Raw genomic sequence first — 770 nt, 5'->3', positions numbered from 1 at the left:
GCAGAGCGCTGCAGGAGCATCGGTTTTTCGCAGCGAGAGAGGAGGCTCAGGCAGCTCCCCGAGGAAAGCGTCCGCCTAGAGCGCAATGATTATAGAAATCATCATTTTCTCAAAAAATTATATATTATAAATGTCCCTATTTTATTTAGACGCAAGCAATGCCTTACGGTTTGCGTAGAAATAATCCCAGCCGGACCAAACGGTGAAAATCAGCGCGATATATAGCATGATCAGTCCGAACGGGATACCGGCTAAAGCGAAAATCATGTCATACAGCAGCAGTGACGCGATTGCCAGAATCTGGGCAGTGGTCTTCAGCTTGCCCAGGCCACCGGCAGCGACTACTTCGCCTTCCCCGGCCAGCACGAGGCGCAGGCCGGTAACGGCGAATTCCCGGCTGATGATGATGATGACAATCCAGGCTGGCGCAAAACCAAGCTCCACAAGAACAATCAAAGCCGCGGAAACCAGCAATTTGTCAGCCAGCGGATCCAAAAATTTCCCGAATGTGGTCACCAGATTATATTTCCGGGCGTAATAACCATCCACCCAGTCCGTCAGCGATGCAAAGATGAAGATCAATGCACCGATAAAATGGCTGACGGGCAGTGTGGCACCGAGGAGAGTCATTTCTCCCCAGCCAAAATCAACCAGCATGAAAATCATAAATACCGGTATTAATAAAACGCGTGAAATTGTAATTTTATTTGGTATATTCACGTTGTTTCCCCTTCCTTACTAGAAAAGCGACAGCGCCCGTTCAGCTCTGA

At 48.8% G+C, this 770-nt stretch carries 1 protein-coding gene; it reads right to left on the bottom strand.

All coding sequences use genetic code 11. The features are described from left to right. Positions 1–141 precede the first annotated feature (141 nt). Positions 142–720, bottom strand: a complete 579-nt coding sequence (gene pgsA / locus KW93_RS01635) for a CDP-diacylglycerol--glycerol-3-phosphate 3-phosphatidyltransferase (RefSeq protein ID WP_033541216.1) — start codon at positions 718–720, stop codon at positions 142–144. Positions 721–770: the final 50 nt, after the last annotated feature.

Source organism: Planococcus sp. CAU13 (assembly GCF_000775575.1).
In the GTDB taxonomy this organism is placed as follows: Bacteria; Bacillota; Bacilli; order Bacillales_A; family Planococcaceae; genus Planococcus.
Note: the sequence above shows the minus strand (reverse complement) of the source record. Positions and strands in the feature narration are given on the sequence as shown.